The organism is Roseivirga echinicomitans (assembly GCF_001592935.1).
Classification (GTDB): Bacteria; Bacteroidota; Bacteroidia; order Cytophagales; family Cyclobacteriaceae; genus Roseivirga; species Roseivirga echinicomitans.
This window is the reverse complement of record NZ_LRDB01000007.1, coordinates 18,338-38,330: the sequence shown is the minus strand read 5'-3', so window position 1 is coordinate 38,330 and position 19,993 is coordinate 18,338. Positions and strand designations below refer to the sequence as shown.

The following is a 19,993-nucleotide window of genomic DNA, read 5'->3' as shown; positions in this document are numbered from 1 at the left end:
AAAGACTAATTCAATGCCTTACTCTATCCTTAAAGTTTCAACTGGGTTTGAACTAGCCACGCGATAGGACTGTAGACTCACTGTCAGTAGTGCAATCAGCCAAGAACCAATACCCACCATCAGAAAAATACCGATGCCTATACCAATACTGTTGGCATAACTCGCTAACCATTGGTCCATCATATAATAAGTGATTGGCGCTGAGATGATGAATGCAATTAACACCAAAGCGGTGAATTTCTTGGAAAGGATCATTACTATTTGGCTTACTGAAGCACCCAACACCTTTCTAATTCCCATTTCTTTCAAACGTTGCTTAACAGTAAAGGAAGCCAAGCCGAAGAGTCCAAGGGAAGCAATGATAATGGCCAAAACAGACAGTATACTGATCACCTTTGTCAGCTGTTGCTCCGACTGGTACATCTTATCGATGTGGTCATCCAAAAACTGATACTCAAACGGACGCTGAGGGTATAGTGTAGACCATACTGCTTCAATTTCAGCAAGGCCTTCTTGTAATTTATCTGCTCTAAGTTTCACATCTACTTCGCTCCAACCCCATGGTTGTTGACTCATGAAAAGTGGCTCTACTTTCAAATTGAGCTTATTGTAGCTAAAGTCCTTTACAATCCCAACTATGGCTCCAAGCGTGTCGTTTCCGCCAAAATGGAATGGCATCCCCAGTACTTCTCGATCTCCTGCTCCTAACTCTTTGGCCAAGGTTTCATTCACAACAAAACTCAACCCTGCTTTATCATTAGCATATTGATCACTCAAAGCCCTGCCCTCCAAAATTTCCATTTCAAAGAAGTCCATGAAATTGTTGTCTACCACGACAAACGAACTAGATCCATTAATCAAAGCGGTGTCAGCCCTGTATTGAATGCTTGTCTGGTGTAGGTTATTACCCAATCGTTGCGTAGTAGCGGTTACATCGGTAATGTTAGATTGATTCCTCAATTCCGTTTTGAATAATTCGTATTTCGAATTGGTATCATTATACATGTTGACAGTAACCACCAAGTCCTTTTTGAAGCCCAAATCGAGGTTCTGCATATAATTAAGCTGCTGAGTAGCCAACACAGTACCAATGATAATAGCGATAGCAATAGCATATTGAAACACGACCAACGCATTTCTGAAAAAGGATTTACCAGACTTCATTCCGCTGCCCTTCAAAGCCATTACAGTATTGAAACCAGACATCACCAAAGCGGGATATACCCCAGATAAGAAACCAATGACTATAGCAATAGCCAAAACCAGAATAAGGTGGAGTGGTTGGAAGAAAAACGATAGCTCAAGATTTCTATCTATAATTCCGTTCAGAGGCCCAATGGCGACAAAACTCAATAAAAAAGCAATAATGAGCGCCATGAATGAAAGCATGATCGACTCCATCATAAACTGCCCCGTAATCTGTCCTTTATAGGCCCCTATTGACTTTCTAACACCGACCTCTCTAGATCGAGTAGCTGCTCTTGCAGTAGAAAGGTTCATGAAGTTGATACTGGCAATGAGCAGAACAAAAAATGCCAAAATCAGAAATATGTTTACTGAGCTACGCGCAAATTTCTTGTGGTTATTGTAGTCGTGCGTAATGTCCATGGAGCCCAAATGAACATCGGACAAAGGTTGAAGAAATAGGGAGTAAAACTCCAACACCTCTTCGCCCATATATTTTACTAAAAAGTCATCAAACTTGGCTTCAAGCTTTTCTACATCTGTGTTATTCGCCAGCTGCAAATAGGTATTGAGGTAATTCGATCCCCATCCATTTCTTCTTTGTTCTGAATCCCAAAGTTTAGTGCTCGTCAAAGCATCGAATTGTAAATGAGAATTATCAGGCACATCTGCGAACACGCCTGTGACCTTTATTTGATTCTCATCTCCCTCTCCAGTTCTAATAATTTGGCCAATTGGGTTTTCGTCTCCAAAAATCCGCTTGGCCAATGTTTCGCTTAAAATCAGATTGTTAGGTTCATCAAATACGGAATACCTGTTTCCTTCTATCATCTGAAAATCGAACATCTTCAAAAAGGAAGTATCCACTCGAACAAGGTTTTCGGTATAGTGCGATTGATCTTTGTATTGAACCAATGTCCTGCCCAATGTCCAATAGCGAGTAAAATCCGTGATTTCAGGATAATCAGCTAATAGGTTCGGCCCCATGGGATACATAGATAAGGCTACCTTCTGTTCTGAAACAGCACCAAAGCTCTGCACCTCGTCTAGTCGATAGATATTGTCCTTCTTTTCATGAAAACCATCGAAACTGAGTTCGTTGTTGACAAAAAGAAGAATGAGTAGGCAAGAAGCCATACCCAAAGCAAGCCCGAAAATATTAATGAATGAATAGCCCTTGTATTTGAGCAAATTTCGGAAGGTGATTTTGAAATAGTTTTTGTACATGACCAGTGGATTATAAAATGTGAGTTTTCGTTTTAAACCAAAATTGCGGAGTGAGCAAAGGACATCAATAAAATAGCGCCATTTGGCCCTTTTCATGCTCATTTCATGTAATCGCTCTTGAAAAAGTTCGGCTAAATCTCCCTCTACTTCATCGTAGATTTCCGGAGCTATTATCCGTTTCAGTAATTTCCTTAATAGTACAGGAGGCTGTTGTTGTTTCATTTTTGAGTTGATAACTGTGGAATTACATTCCAAAAGGACTGACGCAATGATTGGGCTTCTCTCAAGGATTTAAAGCCGTAAGCGGTGACCTTAAAAAAACGCTTACTCTTCCCTCCTCTTGTTTTTGTAGCCCCTCCAACGCTGGATTCCAAAAAGCCCTTTTCCTCCAACCTATATAAGGCGGTATGAATGGCACTGATGTTCACTTTACGATCGGCCTTCTCTTCTATTTCGCTTTTCACCACCACAGCATAAGCGTTATCATTAAGTGCGGCAACCGCCAAAAGTACAAGCTCTTCGAATTCTCCTAGGTGTGTCCCTCTCATTGAATTAACATTATCATCACTTTTGTAAACAATATACTCAAGACTCGTTAAAAGGTTACAAAGGTTAGCTTTTATTTATACCCACATGACCAACAACATGTGTAATGAAATCCATGCTTTGTAGAAAAGTCACACGTAAACATAAGTTTCATATTTAGAAAAAAAACACTCAACACTCTATTTAACAGACACTTAAACATAACACATAAATAACGGAATGGCTGTTGCAACTATGGAGGTATCACTAAAATTTAAAAATCATGAGTGCAACAACAGATAAAATCAAAGGAAATTGGAATCAATTAAAAGGTAAAGTGAAGCAAAAGTATGGCAGCCTTACCGATGACGATTTAACTTATGCTGAAGGTCAGGAAGATGAACTTCTTGGTAGAATTCAGGAAAAAACGGGTGAATCTAAAGAAGCAGTGAAGAAATTCATTGATTCCCTATAAAAACCCAAAATCATAAAGGGTGGCTTGATGAGGAATAATCTTGACGGCATGTTTTGGTTGAAAACCTACTTTGGGTCACCTTTTTGTCTATACTTCGCAAAGTATAACCATCCTTGATTCGCTTTCTTGAATCAAATTGATCAATAGGTCCCTCAGCCGACCTCCTTATGCTCATCTACTTGGCTTATTCTAACGAATAAGCTTAAACTGTTTACAAAAACATAAATACATTATGAACAAAATAGATTTCAAATCGCTAAAGGCATTGTTTATCAATTGTACCCTTAAAAAATCACCAGAGGTAAGCCATACCCATGGACTCATGAAAGTCTCCATGGACATTATGGAAAAGGAAGGAGTCATTGTTGACCATATGCGATTGGTTGACCATGAAGTGGCTTTGGGTGTTTATCCTGATATGACCGAGCATGGTTGGGAAAAAGACGAATGGCCTGAACTGGTGAAGCGAGTTTTAGACGCTGATATTCTTATTGTGGGTACACCTATTTGGTTAGGTGAAAAATCATCGGTAGCTCAAAAGCTGATTGAACGACTTTATGCCATGAGTGGCATGCAAAACGACAAAGGTCAATACCTCTTCTATGGCAAAGTGGGTGGCTGCGTAATTACCGGAAATGAAGATGGTGTGAAACATAATGCCATGTCAATTCTTTACGCTCTACAACACATTGGATACTCGGTAGCTCCTCAATCTGATTGTGGATGGCTAGGCGAAATAGGTCCTGGACCAAGTTATTTAGACAAAGAGTCTAATGCCAGCCAAAATGACTTCACTAATAGAAACACCACCTTTATGACTTACAACCTAATGCATTTGGGCAAAATGTTAAAAGAAGCGGGGGGGTATTCAGCTTATGGAAATTCCAGAAAAGATTGGGATAATGGTAACAGATGGAGCTTTGAAAACCCAGAATATAGATAAAAACTTCGCTAAATAGTGAGCCAAAAAATGATGTCTACCCTCCTATTCATGCGCCTTCCGTAATTAGTGGAGTTGTCGTAGGTAGGGTTAAAGAGTCCAAAATCCTTGATTTCAATGGACTCTTTTTTAATGTCTTCCTTTTTTAAAAGCAACTTAATCACCGATTGACTTCGCGCTTCGGAAAGTAACTCATTGTATTCGCTTCCGCCTACATCATCTGTGTGGCTATGTACGGTAATCAGGAAATTATGTACGTTTGGAATGGAATCAAGAAAAGCCAGTAACTGTTTAGATTCCTGAGAACTAACATAAGAACTTCCTCCTCTAAAAAAGACACTCCGAATATAAGAGGGGTCTCCAACACCTTGGGCATTGGTAGACAGACAACCGAAAATCAATATGGCGACAAAGAGGCTCTTCACTACCCTTAATTTATAGCATAAAAATGATTTATACATCTTTAATAAAACCAAAGGTAACGCGCAACCCATATTTTTCTGATATTCGGTAATTTTAGAAAGCAAAATGAAGAGATTAATCGTGATCATGGGTATTTCAGGGGCAGGAAAAACCATTGTTGGAGAAGCCATTTCCAAATCTTTACATATCCCATTTCTCGATGCTGATGACTTTCAACCCAAGGGGAATATCAGAAAAATAAGCAGTGGAATTTCATTGAATGATGACGACCATTGGACTTGGTTAGCTTCAATAGTAGAACATATACTTAATGCTCACAGGTCTGAATTTATTTTGTCTTGCTCAGCTTTAAAACAATCGTATCGCGATTACTTATCTCAGCGCTTAACCATTGACTTGGTCTACTTAAAGACTTCAGAAGAAGAGGCCTTAAGACATTTGGCAGATAGAAAACCTCAAACATTACAGCAACTCCTAGTTCAATCACAGTTGGCTATTTTGGAAGAACCAAAAGATGCAATAATTGTAAATACTGAAAACAGTGTAGATAAGATCTTAGAAGAAATTGAAGGTCGGCTAAAGAGTAGATGATATGAATTTATGGTTAAAGGATTTTAGTCAAAACCATCATTATTCGCAGACTTTAGGTATTTTCACAAAGCACAAATGAGTCCTTATGGAAGAGAGTATTAAAGAAATCATGAATAACCCCACCATTAGTAATTTGGTGCTCATTTTTTTAGGCATTACGGTCATTTGGATCCTTATCAAGTTTATCCAAAACAAGTTCATAGGAAAAATCAAAGCAGCCGATAATCGACACAGAACTAAAAAACTAACGAGTTTCATAGGCTATTTCCTGACTGTTATTCTTATTATCACAGTGTACAGCGATAGTTTAGGCGGTTTTGGTGTTGCCCTAGGTGTGGCGGGTGCGGGTATTGCTTTTGCCTTGCAAGAAGTAATCACCAGCGTAGCGGGTTGGCTGGCCATCGTATTTGGCAATTTCTATAAAACTGGCGACCGTGTTCAGTTGGGTGGAATTAAAGGTGATGTAATGGACATTGGCGTTTTACGCACCACCCTAATGGAAGTAGGGCAATGGGTAAATGGCGATCTTTACAATGGTAGAATCGTAAGAATTTCGAACAGCTTTGTATTTAAAGAGCCTGTTTTTAACTATTCCGCTGACTTTCCCTTTTTATGGGATGAAATGAGAATCCCTCTTAAAACCGAATCGGATTATAAATACGCTAAAGATACTTTTCTCACCATTATGGAGGAATCTTTGGGTGATTTTACTAAAAATTCTCAAAACGCTTGGAATAAAATGACCCAAAGTCTCTACGTAGAAAATGCACAAATCACCCCCATGGTAAGTATGTCGTTTGATGAAAGTTGGATGACCTTTACCCTACGATACATTGTAAACTATAAAATGCGTAGAACAACAAAAGACATGCTCTACATTAAGATTTTGGAAGCCATTAAGGCTAGCAATGGCAAATTAAAAATAGCTTCAGCTGCAATAGAAGTCACCAATATGAATAAAAATTAAGATTTTGATTCAATGGAAATAAGCATCTTCAAAAACCCTGAAACTACCGCAAAAGCCTTTGCCGATCACCTGTGTAAAAAACAGCACGATGTCAATCGCTTGAATATTGGGCTTTCTGGAGGGTCAACACCTAAGCTATTATTCGAGATTCTTGTTCAGAAATATTCAGACAAAATTGACTGGTCTAAACTTCATTTCTATTGGGGAGATGAACGCTGTGTGCCTCCTACCTCTGGGGAGAGTACCTACGGCATGACACATGAATACCTTTTTCAACATTTAGAGATTCCTGAAGAAAATATTCATCGTGTTTTAGGTGAAAACAACCCAGATAAAGAAGCCATACGTTACAGCCGATTGATCACAGAAAACTTGCCTTCAATCAACGGCCTTCCACAATTCGATTTGATAATGCTTGGTTTGGGTGAAGATGGTCACACCGCTTCAATTTTTCCTCATCAAATGGAGTTGCTTACTTCAAAGCAAATTTGTTCTGTAGCGGAACATCCAACCTCTGGTCAGAAAAGAATTACGCTCACGGGTTCCGTAATTAACAATGCCAAGGAAGTTTGCTTTTTGGTGGTAGGTGAAGCCAAAGCTGAAAAAGTAAATGAGATTATAAATATCACTGGCCATTGTGAACTTTACCCGGCCTCCTACATCAAGCCAACGCATGGTGAACTAATTCGGTTTTTAGATAAAGCAGCCGCTGGAAAATTACAGCTTTAGTCTTCGTATTCTCCATTCAGCCCAAAGCAAATTAGGTACCCAGCAAAGCCAAGCGATGATCACATAAGCGGAGATAAAGTCCATTCCAAAACCTACTTGAAACATTGGCAACCAAATGCGAAGCGTAACTGCCGCAAAAGTAACTGCATAGCTCCTGATCATCCATTTCTCATGAAGGGAAACCTCCCCTTTTCGTATCGTCCTATACCCCTGAACAGTAGTGTACAACCAAGCACAAGCCAAGCCGAGAAAGCCCAGTTTCGAAACCCATCCCCCTTCAGCATAGAAAGCGATATAAAGCCCTGTTAAACCACTTATCAATACAGCGATCACATATACTTTACCCAGATTTCTATGAAAATTGAGGTACTTATTTCTGAATTTCTTCATGAATTGAGACCAGCCTATCAACAAAGAAAATCCCCCAAGATAAATGTGGATATTGAACAACACCCTCCATAATTGACCGGATTTAACAGCTTCTGACTTTTGGGAAAGCAGACCGAATTGCTCTAGATTTTCTGTGAATATGTAGCCCAAAGGGTACAAGCCAACACCTATGGCAAAAAAGACTATAATAAACCAGCCAAACTTTTTCATCATAAATCATTTAAAAAATATCTTCCCACAATTATTGGGCAGACCTAATGTCAGTCAAAAAATAGGCTTGCTCACGCTACAAGATAAGACCTCTAGAATGAAAATAAAAGTGACATTCAAAAGGGAAATCTACTGTAATCAAGATGATATATTGAATTCATCAATCTCTCAATCGAGCCTTAATCCACATCTCCCACTTTAGATTTAAGAGCAATGCCAAACCGATTTGTGACCAACAAGATATTGACAAGAAATACAAAATTAAATCTTATCAACCCTACATAAATAGAAAGGTAATAATTACATTTATACCCAATAAAAACACACTCCATGAAAAAGCTAACTTCTTTGATTTTTGTACTTCTCGTTTTCAGTGCATGCACGGACACATCTCCTGATATAGAGTACACCGATCAGAGTGCATACATCGAGAATGAAACTTCCGACACTATATACATCTCTTACTCTACTGAAAACCAAGTATTTGAAGACAGCAATAGTAATCAATTAAAGATCTTGAGTTCCATAAAAAGCGATTCCGTTTCACTAGGAAAACATAATAATGATTGGTATGGTGGGCCTGACCATAAGATTCTAGACCACGTTTCTTTGGGTAGTCAAATAGCAATGACCAGCGATGAACTCAACTCAAAGATTCACTATTTGAATATCTACAAAATAGTGGATGGAAATATTTTGAAAGCCAATATTGATTTAACTGCCTACAAGGCTTGGAACAAAACGAGGCCATGGGATGACAATAGAAGAGCACGTACACGTAAGTTCTATTTTTATGTAACCGATGAGCTCTTTGAATAGAGACCTTGAACTCACCACATTTTAGATCAACTCTTTCCCGCAAAAAAAACCAAGCGTAAATACAAAATTAATATCTCAGACCTTAGTTATTCCTAAAATCTGAGATGAAAACCAATGTTACTCGCTCCTTAATGTGTCTACTGGATTTTTATGGGCAGCCCTAAGCGACTGATAACTAATCGTTGCAATGGCAATGGCCAAGGTGCCTAATGTAGACACCGCAAACACCCAAATATGGATAGGTGTACGGTTAGCAAAATCACTCAACCACTGATCAACTAAGAAGTAAGCAATGGGTGATGCCAGTACCATGGCAATCAAAAATAGTTTGGTGAACTCAGAAGAGAACAGCAGCACCAGTTCCGAAACTCTGGCTCCCAAAACTTTGCGGATGCCCAGTTCCTTCAGTCTTTGTTCGGCAGAGAAAGCTGCTAAACCGAATAGGCCCAAACAGGCAATGATTAAGGCCATTACAGTGAAAATATTGAGTACTAAACTCATTCGGCTTTCTTCTTGAAATGTATTTTTAAAGTCATCATCCAGGAAACTGTATTCGAAAGGAATGGTAGCATCCACTGCCTTAATACTTGCTTCGACTCGATCTAGTACAGCCTGTAAATCTTCTGAATTAGCTACAACTTGAGGGTTCAAACGCATGGAATAGAAAGAAAGGCCAGCGCCATAATCCCACACCTTGTCGTTATCAACATTAATGAAAATCAGGGGAGCAATTGCTTCGCGTACACTCGTAAAATTAAAATCCTTCACCACGCCAATGACTTCGAATTTATCCTCGCTGCCCGATGCCAAAGCCACAAATTGACCTACGGCACTAGTCGGATCATCTCCTCCCCAACCCAATACCTTCACAGCTTCTTCATTTAGAATCACTTTGTATTGATCGGTAGTCAGTGCTTGATCGAAGTTACGACCTGCCAAAAACTCTAATCCCAATACATCCAGGTAATCCGCTTCTACACGTAAGTTGCTCAAAGCCACCACAGGCGCCTCTGGCTCCGTAGATCTATACCGATCACCCGAGTCAACATAAGGCGGTACACCAAAGGATTTTCCTACTTTGGTAAAGGCTGGCATAGTGGCCAACTCAGTCTTTAGGCGTTCGGTATCGAAGCCCATTTGCTCAATATTGCCGATTTGTAAAACATTCTCTTTGGCAAAACCCAAATCTAAATTGGAAGTATAGTTCAGCTGTTTCTGAACAAAGAAGGTGCAAATAATCAGCGTCATGGAAATGGTGAATTGAAAAACCACCAAACCATTTCGTATGCCTTTCCCTTTAAAGCCTGCACTCATTTTACCTTTCAATACCTGAATCGGTTTGAAGGAAGACAGGTAGAAAGCTGGGTAACTTCCTGAGATAAAACCCAAGAGTAAAACGAAAACCAGTAGCACCGCAATAAAAGTTGGTTGGCTTAAATAAGGCGTAAGTAATAACTCTTTCCCCGAAATGGCATTGAACCAGCCCAAAGATGAATTGACAATAAAGAGTGCCGCCACTGTGCTTACCGCCACAAACAAGGTAGACTCAAAGATGAATTGCTTAATCAAAGTACCTCTTTCGGAACCTAGCACTTTTCTGATGCCCACCTCCTTGGCGCGATTGGAAGAACGGGCTGTAGAAAGGTTCATAAAGTTGATGCAGGAAAGCACCAAGACCAGAATCCCAATGGCCATAAACACCTTGACAAACTGCGGATTACCCACTGGGCCAAAAGCATTATAAGGAGGTTCTTCCGACAAATAAATCTCTTTCACAGGCTGTAAGGTCAATTTCCAAGGATTACCAGCCGTGAACTCTTCAAAACTCTGGTTGAAAATTCGTTCCGTGGTTGCAGGGGCATATTTAGGGGGAATGGCCTGAATCTTATCGCTCAAGGCAGCCATATTATTACCGCCATTCACCTTTGCATAAGTAGCAAAAGCCGTCCAGATCCATTTCCAACCGTCACGGTCCATTTGGGCCTGGTAGCTGTTCAGCGACACTAAAACATCAAACTGTAGGTGAGATTTACTTGGTACATCCACCAAAACACCCGTCACCACAAAGCTTTGCCAGGTATTATCCCATTGTTTTACTTCAAGCGTTTTTCCTATGGCGCTTTCATAACCAAAATAGCGCTCGGCAGTGCTTTGAGTTATTACCATACTATTGGGTGCTTCAATGGCTGTTTTTGGGTTTCCTTCAGAAAACTCAAAAGGAAAAACTTCGAAAAAGTTGTTTTCCACAGCGAAAAAGGCGCTTTCTTCAAAGGACTTGTCCTTTTTAGCCTCGGCTTTATAATTGGTGATTTGTGAGCCTAGGAACATCATTCGTGTGACTTCCTCGAATTCTGGTACTTCTTCTCGCAAAGCCACGGCCACATTTGGCCCAGTGTTCGACATTTGGGTGGTCCAATCAGACCATATGTTGGGCTGGTTAACACGGTACACCCGATCTACCTCGGGTAGAAACGTATCGTAGGTAGTTTCATGGTGAATGAAAAGACCAATCGTAAGCGAAATGCTAATTCCAATCATTAAACCGAGCAGATTGAGCACGGTAAATTGCTTTTGCCTGATGGCATTCCGCCAGGCAATTTTGAACATGTTTTTGATCATCATGGTGTTATTACTTTGAGTTTTGAAAAGTGAAAAAGAAGAGAATCCTATAAGCAAATGGAGGGCATCGATCCAATACATGAACCGCGCATACCGCTTGCCTTTGACCAGCATTCTGTCTTCGTAAATTTCTTGTAAGTCCCCTAAAAACTCTTCCAAGTACATTTTATTGATGCACTTAGCCGCCAACCAATTGGCGAGTTTAGGCGTATTGAATTTCTTCTTAGGCATTAGTGACCTGCATTAAGTTGCGGAATCAATTGCCACATTTTTTGGCGAACATCTTGAGCGGCTTCTAATTGGCGCATGCCCGAAGGAGTGACTTCAAATAGGCGTTTGCGTCTATCGCCTCGTTTTTCGGTGTTGCCGCCCATTTCAGATTTGAGCAAACCTTTATCTTGCAAACGGTAGAGAGTAATGTGTACCGCGCCTAAAAGTATGGAGCGACCGCTATGCTTTTCTACTTCCTGTTTTACATTAATGCCATAAGCCTCCCCTTTTAAAATACAGACTGCCAAAAGCACCAACTCTTCGAACTCACCAAGCCCCTTGTTTTTCATTAGTTATACATTGTATGTTATACAAAGTTATAAGTAATAGATTGATTTTGCAATAGCGACTATGAAATTGACTGATAGTTCTAACCACAAAGGACGCGGAGCTTCGCAAAGATTACAAAATGTATACACTGCGAATTGAACTGCGTACATATAGCTTATTAAAGAGATTGCTTCTGAATTCTTGCCTAGCGGCTGCTAATTCATCGCAATGACGGTGACCGATGGTTTACTGCAAAACTCAACCCTAAACAGAACAAATACCTACTCAACGTCATTGCGAACCTTATACAGTTTATTGGAGTGAATAGGCTTACGTGAAGCAATCTCAATGATGGATTAACCGCAAAGGGCGCGGAGTTGTGCAAAGATTACAAAATGTATACGCTGCGAATTGAGCTGCGTACATATAGCTTATTAAAGAGATTGCTTCTGAATTCTTGCCTAGCGGCTGCTAATTCATCGCAATGACGGTGACCGATGCCTCACCGCAAAACCCTAACATTCGCGCCACAAACGCCAACTGAACCATCATTGCGAACCTGCCAATGCTTATCGAAGTGAAAGAGCATACGTGAAGCAATCTCACAGTTTACTTAACCGCAAAGGGCACGGAGTTTCGCAAAAGCACAGTAGTTAAATGACACTTAGGAGTTTAACTCTAAACTTGTTTTGGCACCCTTTAATCTACCCTCCCTAAATCCTGGTATTTAATGTTATTTCATAAGTCATTCCGTAGGAATCTTTTCACGTGATTTAAGTCAATCACTTCTGTGTTTCTAAAATCAATATTTAGCACAAGTCCCCCACCTACTGCCCCACCTCGCTTTGCCGTAGCCTCGCAAAGGTAAGAAGGGCGGACATCCGTGCGAGTTTTAAAGTTCTGATGTTTTCAATAGTAGCAAACGGGCCCTGAAACGAGTTCAGGATGACTGTCCAAAAAAGCTTATTCGGAGCGTCATGCCGAACTTGTTTCGGTATCCCTCAAAGAACGCCTCAAGTCACCTCAAGTCACCTCTACGTTACTTAACGTTCATTGCGGTTTAATAAAAGTCGTTAATACCCCCAAGGGGCACTTGGAGTACTCACCTCTTTAGTAAGGCCAAACTTTACTGAGAATACGCGATCACTTCCTATTCTTTTTAGGTTGTAGGTAAAGCTTTTGTCATCTACTGTCACCCACCAAACATTGTTAGAGGCATAAGGTATTAGGTCTGAAGTTTCTTGATCTGCAGGGAAAAACTGAATGTTATCCAAACCTGTATTGGAGCTTAGACCACCATATTGTGTGACTTCATCTTCGGTACCGTCTTCATGTCTATGGTCGTGTTTTAAACGAATGAGCTTATCTTCTGTCATCGTAAAAACCCAAGTACGAGATTTATCTTCGCCCACAAAAAATGGAATTCTGATTTTGTTTTCTTCGCAAGAACGCACATGCATCACGAGTTTCTCTCCCATAAAACCATCGCCTTCTACTCCTCCGGCAGTGATTTCACCTTCATAGGATTTTCCGCAATGCGTTTGTAATGTATTCCAAAACTTTACAGAACCTGGGAGATCTTGTGCCATGATCTGGATAGGCAACAAGATTAAAATCAACAACTTTTTCATGCGCTATGGTTTATATATTAAACAATGATATGGGTATTATTTGAATTTAAGGCATGTCTTCTTTTTAAATTAGACAATGTCATTGCGAAGCTATAAATGTATATCGAAGCGAAAGAGCATACCTGAAGCAATCTCACGGATTACTTAACCGCAAAGCGCGCAGAGTTTCGCAAAGAGCTAGTAATGAAAAACGCGAGAAATAGCGTTAACTAGTCCCTTAGGAATGACCTATTTGTAGCAATAAAGTTTCGTTGAATATTAAGCTTCGTAGGTACGGCATCTTGATATCCTTTTCAGATAAGATTGCTTCTGAATTCTTGCCTAGCGGCTGCTAATTCATCGCAATGACAGTGACCGATTGCTCACCATAAAACCTATACACTTGTACCACAAACGCCAACTGAACCGTCATTGCGAACCTGTAAATGCATATCGAAGTGAAAGAGCATACGTGAAGCAATCTCACTGATTACTTAACCGCAATCTCGTACAGACTCTCACGGTTTCGCTCTTCAAGCGCAACCTCAGAGTGACGGTGAATTGTACTCTCTGCGTTACTTAGCGTTCTTTGCGGTTTAATAACGGTTACACAATCCCATCCAAAGCCTGATTCAAATCCTCAATGAGGTCTTGAGCATTTTCGAGGCCAACAGAAATCCGCATATCTCCCAAAGAGATCCCGAGGGCTTCAAACTGATCGGGACTGAGTTCTTTTAAATAACTGATGGCAGGCGCATAAATCAAGCTCTCATGTCCGCCCCAACTTACCCCTATTTGAAATAACTCAAGTGAATTCACAAATTTTTTAATGCTCGGCAGGTCGGTAGTTTTCAACTGAAAGCCCATCAATCCTGTAAAGCCTGTCATTTGCTGATGCGCCAACTCCTTCTGATCGAAATGATCGAGCCCGGGATAGCGCACCAATTCTATTTTTGGATGTTGGTCTAAAAATTCGGCTACCACTTTTGCGTTGGCTTGGTGCTGCTTTACTCTAACAGTGAACGTGCGTAAACTGCGCAGCAACAACCATGCTTCGAAAGGCGCCATTTTAGCCCCAATCCATTCGTATTCTCGCAGTGAAATGGAATCAATCAATTCGGCCTTGCCAATCAATACGCCCGCCACCACATCGCTATGGCCGCCAATGTATTTGGAGCAAGAGTGCATTTCCAGGTCGATGCCCATGGCCAAAGGCTTTTGGAACAATGGCGTGGCCCAAGTATTGTCGATTATGGTTTTAATGCCTTTCGACTTGGCCAATGCTGCCACAGCTGAAATATTCTGCAATGAAAAAACTGCAGAAGAAGGGCTTTCAAGAAAAATGAGACTGGTATTACTTTGAATTGCGTTTTCAAACTCAGCCACTGCCTTGCCTTCAACAAAAGTGATTTCGAGATTGAACTTGGGTTTCAAATATGCCGTGAGGAAGTTATTGGCTGGTCCGTACAAGTTCTTCACCGCCACCACATGATCTCCAGCCTTAATGCAGTGCATTACCGCAGCCGAAATGGCCCCCATTCCCGAAGGAAACAGTTGCGCCTTCTCCCCTCCTGCCAGTGCAGCCAGTTTCTCCTCCACCATTTTCACCGTTGGGTTTTTACCACGCGTATAGATAAAACTATCCAATCGATGATCGAAGGCATGATCGATATCGTCCCAGCTTTCGAAAGTAAAAAGTGAGTTTTGAAAAATTGGAGGCACAACAGCTCCATTGGGATGCCTTTCCGCATCGTGTGCCAATAATGTTTCGGGTTGAATGGGTTGTTTATTTTTCATCTGATTTACCTTCTTTCACTTCATTATAAAAGCATCCTTTTCCTGTAATGGCGAGCAATGGCGCTATGATTAAATTGATCAACGTCATGAGTTGCCAATGCCAATAATCGCCCACAGCCACGCCTAAGGTAGCGGCTAAAAACACGCCCGTGGTCGTCCAAGGAATAATATTTTCGAGCATGGTGCCGTAATCTTCAATCGAACGAGAAAGCACCTTTCGAGGGATTTTATACTGGTCGTATTTCTTACCAAAAGCATCGCCAATAATAAAGCTGGTCGCACTTTGGTTAGAGGTGGTCGCGTTCGTAAAGCCAGCCGCAAATAAGGACGAAATAATGACCGAAGACCTTGTTTTAGCAAAGGAGAAAATACGGTTGACCAGACGTGGCATGGCATCAATCATATCGATAGAGCCCACATAAGTAAAAATGACAAAGGAGAGCATTATGGCAAAACTCAGTTCGTACAGTCCACCTCGGGTAAAGAGCGTCACAATGTTTTCGGGCACTGTGGTCATCCAAGTCGCCATCGAAGTATCAAAACCCTTGTTGAGCGTATTGATCACATCGTCCATAGTATACTGTTGGAAGATGAGCGCCAAAATTGCGGCCACCATAGAAGAAGCCAATAGCGTGGGCAAGGTGCCCTTTTTGGTGATAGAACCGTAAAGCACAATCAACGGAGGAATAAACAAGAACACATTAAAATTGAACATGGATTCAATGGCAACAAGGGTAGCTGTGATTTGCACCGTATCCACTTGACCATCGCCCACAGGCTTTACAAAGCCCATCACAAAGTAGATGATTGCGGCAATAAGTGCAGAGGGCAATGTCGTGTACATCATGGATCGAATGTGATCATACAAATCCGTTTCGGCTGCCATGGCCGCCAAATTGGTGGTATCGGAAAGCGGAGAGATTTTATCGCCAAAATAAGCGCCCCCTACTATCGCGCCAGCCGTAATGGCTAAATCGGCATTGACAGCGCCTGCCATTCCAATCAGCACCACGCCAATTGTACCCACCGAGCCCCAAGAGGTTCCCGTAAGGGTGGAGAAAATAATGGGAATCAGAAAGGACAGCACATAGATGTAATCGGTATTGATCATTTTAATGCCGTAATAAATCAGCATTGGAATGGTGCCACTAATGATCCACGAGCCGATGATTACCCCAATGGCAAAAAGGATAAGGATGGCAGGTAAGCCTTTGGCAAGTTTCTTCACAATCGCCTTGAGAATATCATCCCAAGCAAAACCCATAATGAGCAATTGGGAAATGGAAAAAACCGAAGCCAATAAGAACACGATTTCAAGCGGAAAAGCTTCTTGATTTAGGAATTGTGGCCGAAGAATCAAGCCGTAGCCAATCATGATGGACAGAAAGGCCACCGGCAATACGGCATGGTAAAATTTTACTTCAACATTCTTTTGCTCCTTCATAGTCTAAAAAATATGGATAAGATAAGGAGGCTCTTTTGATGCGCAATGATCAATGCGGAAAAATCTCCTTACTACTGTTGAGCCATTTGTAAAATTCGCTTCAATTCCCTCACCATTTCTATGCTGGTAGTGCTCTCGTTTTTCGGAATGGCTGCACTGTGATATTCCGTAGCGCCCGTCTCAAATAAGCGTTCCAAATTGTTAGGCCTCACGCCTCCGCCCGGCATAATAATCATTTCACCTTCGGCTTCTTCAATCAACTCACCTATCATGTCAAGCCCTTCTAAAGCGTTTGGGGCGGTTCCCGAAGTCAATATACGCTGAATCCCGATTTCCTTCAATGTTTCCAGCGCCTCGAAAGGGTTGGGAACTTGGTCGAAAGCCTTGTGGAAAGTAACGTCTAGAAAACTGGCACATTCCAGCAGTTCTGCCGTCTGATAATCATTAATAGTTCTATCCTCATTGAGGCAACCAATCACCACGCCATCGCAGCGCATTTCGGCACAATGGCGAATGTCTTCTTTCATGAGTTCCATTTCCATATTGGAGTACACAAAATTTCCAGCACGTGGCCTGATCAATACAAATACAGGAATTTGAAGCAGTTCTCTGGTCAGTTTAATCAAACCGTGGCTGGGCGTGAGTCCATCGGCTTCTAGGTGCGAACAGAGTTCGATTCTATCGGCTCCACCGTTTTGGGCGTTGAGGGCAGATTCTATGGAATTGGCACAAATTTCAAGTAGCATAGGGCAAATATGGAAATAGCTTTGGCAATAAACCCGCTGATGAAACAATTTTCTTAAACACCCTTTTATATTTGTGCTTAGGATAGAAAAATCAAACATAGGTTATGAAAAATATATCAGTAATTGGTTCAGGTACAATGGGCAACGGAATCGCTCATGTTTATGCGCAAAGCGGCTTTGCTGTAAATTTGGTAGACATTTCTGCTGACGCTTTGGCAAGGGCCGTAAAGACCATTGAAAAGAATTTAGATCGAATGGTGGCCAAAGAAAGAATTGACGAAGCCACTAAAAATTCGACTTTAGCGAATATTACCACCCACACCGACCTTAAAACTGGCGTAGCTAATGCAGATTTGGTGATTGAAGCGGCTACCGAAAACGTAGACATCAAACTTAAAATCTTCCGTGATTTAGACGCCTTCACCAAGCCTGAATGTATTTTGGCTTCCAACACTTCTTCTATTCCAATTACTAAAATTGGTGCGGCCACCAACAGACCTGACAAGGTGATTGGAATGCACTTTATGAATCCTGTTCCGGTAATGAAATTGGTAGAGGTCATCAATGGTTATGCTACTTCGGCTGAAGTAACGGCTTTGGTGATGGAAACTTCAAAGAAATTGGGCAAAGTGCCTGTGGAAGTAAATGATTACCCTGGCTTTGTGGCCAACCGTATTTTGATGCCGATGATCAATGAAGCCATCATTTCTTTGTTTGAAGGCGTGGCGGGTGTTGAAGAAATTGACACGGTAATGAAACTAGGCATGGCGCATCCGATGGGGCCATTGCAACTGGCTGACTTTATTGGGCTAGACGTTTGCCTTTCTATTATGAATGTGCTTTACGAAGGCTTCGGTAACCCGAAATACGCTCCTTGTCCGCTATTGGTGAACATGGTAACCGCTGGTTATTTAGGCGTAAAATCTGGCGAAGGTTTCTATTCTTGGAACCACGGCACCAAAGAGCTGATTGTTTCAAAGCAGTTTAAGAAATAAGGAAATCACTTTCCAACATTAGAAATTGAGAGTGTCTGAAAAGGCACTCTTTTTTTTTGTTTCAATAGTACTGCTTTCCGCTAGGCAGGCAAGCACCAGTTACCGCTGTGGGCAAGTGAGCGCTAGGGGCTAATCCTCGTTTGCAACGAGGATTAGCGTGGGAATTTACTTTTTTGACAATAACACTTCTGGCTTAAAATCACGCCACTTTAAAGGTAATCTATCAATAAGTCCAAAAGCTTCCGCCTGATTTAGTATCAGTGATATTGCCTGATAATAACCAAACAATTTACCCTTTTCAAATTCATCGTTACTATTTGCCTTGATCTCATAGGCTTCTTCGACTAATTGATTTATTAAATCCTCTAAATAGTTCTCCATAATAAATTAATTACTCACTAGTTCGCACTTGTAGTACAGACTGATCTTATGCCTCTTCTCAACGCTTAATATATAAAAAACCAGCCTTGTTTCTAAAGCTGGTCTTTCGGTTTTGTTCTAAATTATGCACTCAAATTGCATAACAAAATAGGTACTCGCCAAAGGCAAGCACCAGTTACCGAAGTGGGTAAGTGAGCGTGAGAGGGTAGATTGTATAATATTTCTTCCCCATTCACCTGAATTGAATGCATAAGACTCAAAAACCTCATTTTCCATATGGTTCCCTTCTTAGATAATGAAGGTAAGCAAGTGGATCATCGGGCATTGAGGGATCAAATTCTTTGAGAGCCATTTCATCTCTAGAAATAGAGCTTATTAGATAATATCTGTTGCCCAACAACAAAGCATCTCCATTCTGGGAGTATTTAAATTCCCTGACAGGGTCATTAAGGTCCGTTCCTCTACCATTTGTTTCGAGACTAAAATACATCGATGAACTATACTTTTTACCAAGAAAATTAAGTGAATCTCCTTCAACGGTGGTCTTTCTGTATGCTTTCCAAGTCCCCACAATATCGGTGGAAATTTCGTTTTTAGAATTAATTTGACAACTAGCTGTTAAGCCAATTATTAATCCAACAAGTATGTAGTACTTAGTCATCTTTATTATCTTCAACAATACCATTATAAATAATCTTATAGAGTTTGAAAACTCTCACTAGTTCGCATTTGTAGTACGGACTGGACTTTCTAAGATAATACACTTTAGTTATGAACTAACAAAGTGAGCGCCATAGATGGGAACATTTCAGGTTTTTGTTTCTAGTTAAAAAATTTGATCTTAAATCTCGAATCTATGATATACCAAACTAAGTAGAAAGACAAATTGACCCCATGAGCAAAAGAGATGATTTTGGACTTCTATTACTGTTTTCTTAGGAGCTATTTCGTTTACTTCCTATGGTCTCTGGATGATAATTAATAATAAAGTCGGAATTGGCACTCATCGATTGACCCAACAGCAGACTGGCTCGGGTGGAGAGTTACTCATTTTGATTGGTATATTATTTTTGGTGGTGACATACTTCACTTTACCCCCTTTCAGCCTGATTCGCAAATTCATTGATAAGCTATTTTCCCGAAAGAAACGAAAGGCAAAAAAGTGAGTACCGAAAGGCTCTAAATAGTAAACGGATCCTGAAACTTGTTCAGGATGACTGTCTAAAATAAGCCTATTCGGAGGGTCATGCCGAACTAGTTTCGGTATCCCTCGAATTAACCTGTGCATTATTTTCTCTCATTGTTCACCACCGTAGTGCGGACTGATCTTTCTAAGTTAATACACTTTAATTATGGTCTAACTATAAAATGATAGCCCGA

Annotated in this window: 19 protein-coding genes; 7 read left to right on the top strand and 12 right to left on the bottom strand. The window is 40.8% G+C overall.

Features of this window, described 5'->3' with window-relative positions:
- Positions 1–18: 18 nt before the first annotated feature.
- Both AWN68_RS07625 and AWN68_RS07620 read right to left on the bottom strand, forming a co-directional pair.
- Positions 19–2,634, bottom strand: a complete 2,616-nt coding sequence (locus AWN68_RS07625; RefSeq protein WP_068413606.1) for an ABC transporter permease — start codon at positions 2,632–2,634, stop codon at positions 19–21.
- A complete protein-coding gene (locus AWN68_RS07620) occupies positions 2,631–2,960 on the bottom strand; it encodes a PadR family transcriptional regulator (protein ID WP_068413603.1) in 330 nt (109 codons plus the stop codon). Before AWN68_RS07620 ends, AWN68_RS07625 begins: the two co-directional genes overlap by 4 nt.
- Positions 2,961–3,220: 260 nt before the next feature.
- Between AWN68_RS07620 and AWN68_RS07615 the strand changes: the two genes are divergently transcribed.
- Together AWN68_RS07615 and AWN68_RS07610 are read left to right on the top strand one after the other, a co-directional pair.
- Positions 3,221–3,412 (top strand): CsbD family protein, encoded by a 192-nt coding sequence (locus AWN68_RS07615; RefSeq protein WP_068413601.1) that lies wholly within the window; start codon positions 3,221–3,223, stop codon positions 3,410–3,412.
- Positions 3,413–3,644: 232 nt separating this feature from the next.
- Entirely contained in the window at positions 3,645–4,355 is a 711-nt protein-coding gene (locus AWN68_RS07610; RefSeq protein ID WP_068413598.1) for a flavodoxin family protein, read from the top strand.
- An 8-nt stretch (positions 4,356–4,363) separates the two neighbouring features.
- On the opposite strand, the gene AWN68_RS07605 is transcribed toward AWN68_RS07610, so the two are convergent.
- The gene (locus tag AWN68_RS07605; RefSeq protein ID WP_157716125.1) at positions 4,364–4,777 is read right to left on the bottom strand and encodes an OmpA family protein; all 414 of its coding nucleotides are present in this window, start codon (positions 4,775–4,777) and stop codon (positions 4,364–4,366) included.
- A 103-nt stretch (positions 4,778–4,880) separates the two neighbouring features.
- On the opposite strand from AWN68_RS07605, the gene AWN68_RS07600 reads away from it, so the two are divergent.
- The 3 genes from AWN68_RS07600 to pgl all read left to right on the top strand — a co-directional run bounded on the left by AWN68_RS07600 (position 4,881) and on the right by pgl (position 7,062).
- On the top strand, positions 4,881–5,366 hold the full coding sequence (locus tag AWN68_RS07600; protein WP_084362799.1) for a gluconokinase: 486 nt from the start codon (positions 4,881–4,883) through the stop codon (positions 5,364–5,366).
- An 85-nt stretch (positions 5,367–5,451) separates the two neighbouring features.
- A complete protein-coding gene (locus AWN68_RS07595) occupies positions 5,452–6,333 on the top strand; it encodes a mechanosensitive ion channel family protein (RefSeq protein WP_068413588.1) in 882 nt (293 codons plus the stop codon).
- A 12-nt stretch (positions 6,334–6,345) separates the two neighbouring features.
- Complete coding sequence (gene pgl / locus AWN68_RS07590) at positions 6,346–7,062, top strand: 6-phosphogluconolactonase (RefSeq protein WP_068413585.1); 717 nt, start codon at positions 6,346–6,348, stop codon at positions 7,060–7,062.
- Here the strand turns inward: pgl and AWN68_RS07585 are convergent.
- The gene (locus tag AWN68_RS07585) at positions 7,051–7,665 is read right to left on the bottom strand and encodes a DUF2306 domain-containing protein (RefSeq protein ID WP_068413582.1); all 615 of its coding nucleotides are present in this window, start codon (positions 7,663–7,665) and stop codon (positions 7,051–7,053) included. The genes pgl and AWN68_RS07585 overlap by 12 nt on opposite strands.
- 327 nt (positions 7,666–7,992) lie before the next feature.
- On the opposite strand from AWN68_RS07585, the gene AWN68_RS07580 reads away from it, so the two are divergent.
- Positions 7,993–8,481 (top strand): hypothetical protein, encoded by a 489-nt coding sequence (locus AWN68_RS07580; RefSeq protein WP_068413579.1) that lies wholly within the window; start codon positions 7,993–7,995, stop codon positions 8,479–8,481.
- A gap of 117 nt (positions 8,482–8,598) precedes the next feature.
- Here AWN68_RS07580 and AWN68_RS07575 read toward each other — a convergent pair whose 3' ends face one another.
- From AWN68_RS07575 to AWN68_RS07550, 6 genes are all read right to left on the bottom strand, one after another.
- Complete coding sequence (locus tag AWN68_RS07575) at positions 8,599–11,331, bottom strand: ABC transporter permease (RefSeq protein WP_068413576.1); 2,733 nt, start codon at positions 11,329–11,331, stop codon at positions 8,599–8,601.
- The gene (locus tag AWN68_RS07570) at positions 11,331–11,660 is read right to left on the bottom strand and encodes a PadR family transcriptional regulator (protein ID WP_053224537.1); all 330 of its coding nucleotides are present in this window, start codon (positions 11,658–11,660) and stop codon (positions 11,331–11,333) included. Before AWN68_RS07570 ends, AWN68_RS07575 begins: the two co-directional genes overlap by 1 nt.
- A gap of 1,053 nt (positions 11,661–12,713) precedes the next feature.
- Positions 12,714–13,271 carry a hypothetical protein gene (locus tag AWN68_RS07565; protein WP_068413573.1) on the bottom strand — a complete coding sequence of 186 codons (558 nt, stop codon included), beginning with the start codon at positions 13,269–13,271 and terminating at the stop codon, positions 12,714–12,716.
- A gap of 585 nt (positions 13,272–13,856) precedes the next feature.
- Complete coding sequence (locus AWN68_RS07560; protein WP_084362798.1) at positions 13,857–15,047, bottom strand: trans-sulfuration enzyme family protein; 1,191 nt, start codon at positions 15,045–15,047, stop codon at positions 13,857–13,859.
- Positions 15,037–16,491 carry a Na+/H+ antiporter NhaC gene (gene nhaC / locus AWN68_RS07555; protein WP_068413571.1) on the bottom strand — a complete coding sequence of 485 codons (1,455 nt, stop codon included), beginning with the start codon at positions 16,489–16,491 and terminating at the stop codon, positions 15,037–15,039. Before nhaC ends, AWN68_RS07560 begins: the two co-directional genes overlap by 11 nt.
- 71 nt (positions 16,492–16,562) lie before the next feature.
- Positions 16,563–17,237, bottom strand: coding sequence for a copper homeostasis protein CutC (locus tag AWN68_RS07550; RefSeq protein WP_068413568.1), 675 nt, complete (start codon positions 17,235–17,237; stop codon positions 16,563–16,565).
- Between the two features lie 104 nt (positions 17,238–17,341).
- Here AWN68_RS07550 and AWN68_RS07545 point away from each other — a divergent pair, with 104 nt between their 5' ends.
- Complete coding sequence (locus AWN68_RS07545) at positions 17,342–18,232, top strand: 3-hydroxybutyryl-CoA dehydrogenase (protein WP_068413565.1); 891 nt, start codon at positions 17,342–17,344, stop codon at positions 18,230–18,232.
- A gap of 165 nt (positions 18,233–18,397) precedes the next feature.
- Here AWN68_RS07545 and AWN68_RS07540 read toward each other — a convergent pair whose 3' ends face one another.
- Both AWN68_RS07540 and AWN68_RS07535 read right to left on the bottom strand, forming a co-directional pair.
- Positions 18,398–18,613 (bottom strand): hypothetical protein, encoded by a 216-nt coding sequence (locus AWN68_RS07540; RefSeq protein ID WP_068413562.1) that lies wholly within the window; start codon positions 18,611–18,613, stop codon positions 18,398–18,400.
- A gap of 265 nt (positions 18,614–18,878) precedes the next feature.
- Entirely contained in the window at positions 18,879–19,274 is a 396-nt protein-coding gene (locus AWN68_RS07535) for a hypothetical protein (protein WP_157716124.1), read from the bottom strand.
- Between the last annotated feature and the right edge of the window lie 719 nt (positions 19,275–19,993).